Raw genomic sequence first — 2,094 nt, 5'->3', positions numbered from 1 at the left:
GGGGGAAAGGGAATTGATCGAATATTCATTCACTGTTTTTTCCGTGTTGAAAAATCCTGCTTTCTTCTTCTCCTTGATTCGATAGCTTTCTCCTTTAATATTGATGGTATGTGAATAATGAAGTAGTCGATCTAAAATCGCTGACGCTAACACACGATCTCCAAAAATCTCTCCCCAATTTCCGTATGATTTGTTAGAGGTGAGGATAATGGCTCCCTTTTCATAACGCTCCGAGATAATTTGAAAAAAGAAGTGGGCAGCTGTTTCATCCATTCGCCGGTAACCAATTTCATCGATAATTAATAGATCGGGTTTTGTATAGACCTTTAGTTTCTTTTGAATCTGGTTGTGTTGGTGGGCTTCCTCCAATGTCTGTACAAGATCATGAGCCGTTGTAAAATAGACTCTCAGGCGCTTTTTGATCGCCTCAAGTGCGATGGCCACGGCAAGATGTGTTTTTCCCACACCTGGCGGTCCAAGGAAGATCAAATTCTCATGATGAGCGACAAATCGAAGCGTCGCCAATTCCCGGATTCTTTTTTCATCGATCGATGCTTGAAAAGTAAAGTCAAAGTCTTCGAGCGTCTTATGGTACGGAAGACCGGCGACACGTTTTCTAGTTTGAATTAAGCGCTCCTGTTTCGCCATTAATTCTTCCTGTATGAGGTTGTCAAGGAACGCAGTATACGATAAATTATGAGTAGCAGCTTCTTCAGCGTATTGGTCTAGAATGTCCGGTATTCGGATCCACCCTAGCTCCTTAAAAGCTGCTTGAAGACGGTCTTCAAGCATGAACATTCACCTCTTCTGCGAAACGGTCATAGACATCTAAGGATCGTTCGCTCACCTCCGGTATGGGTGAAGAAACCAGTCGTGGCTGATAGGTTTGCTTCCTCGGAGTAGAAGAATGCTTAAGACCTTTCAAATGTTCAGGATTGATCATTTTTTGGTGACGGTCGGAGGCTTTCGTGTGCTCGGCGATCAGCTCATCGCCGGCAAATATTCGAATCCGGCCGTTTTTATCATCTTGAACCGCAACGATTTGGCCAACCCATTGGAACGGAACCGAATAACGATTCGATTCGTAGGAGACTTGGCAATCCGAAGAAACTCTTCGCTTATGACGTTCAACCGTTTCAAACGGGATAAGGTTAAACCGTTGAAGATTTTCATGACGCCACCGTTCTACTGGAACTTCGTGTGTCGTGCCATGAACACGTACATTGGCCACGGTATCCATCCAGTACCGAGCCTGAATGTTTAGATCGTGCAGACTTTCAAAGGTTCTTACACGAGGCCAAAAGTTCATTTTGACATACTTCACACCATTTTCTACCTTTCCTTTTGTTCGAGGAGAATAAGGCTTACAAGCCCAAGGAATAAAGCCGTGGTGTCTGGCAAAGGCAGCAAATCGCTCATTCCAGATCACTTTGCCCTCATGGTTCCTTTCTTTGACAACCGTCTTCATATTGTCATAAACGATTTTCCGTGTGATGCCTCCAAAATATTGCATAGCGCGAACATGGCAACCCATAAGCGTTTCAAGTTTTTCATCTTCCATAAACTCAACATAAATCATACGTGAATAACAAAGTACCATCACAAAAACGTGCAATTGTTTTTGACGTCCATCCCAGTTAACAGTAACCGTACCCCAATCCACTTGGGCTTGTTCGCCTGGTAGCGTTTCAAACCGGACGGTAGCCTTTTCCTTCATTTGCGGCCTTAGTGGTTTCATAAAATCTCGAAGAATGGTATCACCACCTGTGTAGCCTTGTTTGCGAATTTCATCAAGTATTACCACCGCATTAAAGCAACCTTCATCCATTCGCTGGCGAATATAATCCTTATAAGGATCCAGTTTACTCGGACGTTGTTTTCTTTTATATACCGGTAGCTCATCTTTATTAAGCCACTTTCTGACGGTTTTTCTGTCACACCCTAATTCATTAGCAATGTCTGTAATGTACATTCCTTTTTGTTTCATTTCTTTGATCATAAAAAATTCCCCATTCGTTATAATTTTGAACAACTCCCTCCCAGAGGGATTGTCCGGTAAACGTGGGGAATTTTCAACCGGAACTATTGAGTATT

At 42.9% G+C, this 2,094-nt stretch carries 2 protein-coding genes; both read right to left on the bottom strand.

Annotated elements, in window-relative coordinates:
• Positions 1 to 792, bottom strand: a 792-nt coding sequence (gene istB, locus WD019_RS21520) for an IS21-like element helper ATPase IstB (RefSeq protein WP_425712789.1), incomplete at its 3' end; no start/stop codon positions are given.
• Positions 785 to 1,999, bottom strand: a complete 1,215-nt coding sequence (istA, locus tag WD019_RS21515; protein ID WP_425712788.1) for an IS21 family transposase — start codon at positions 1,997 to 1,999, stop codon at positions 785 to 787. The genes istA and istB, both read right to left, overlap by 8 nt.
• Positions 2,000 to 2,094 lie beyond the last annotated feature (95 nt).

It is taken from the genome of Fictibacillus sp. Mic-4 (assembly GCF_049843615.1).
GTDB classification, from domain to species: Bacteria; Bacillota; Bacilli; order Bacillales; family Fictibacillaceae; genus Fictibacillus_A; species Fictibacillus_A gelatini.
The sequence above is the reverse complement of the archived record's forward strand: the minus strand, read 5'-3'. Positions and strand labels throughout refer to the sequence as shown.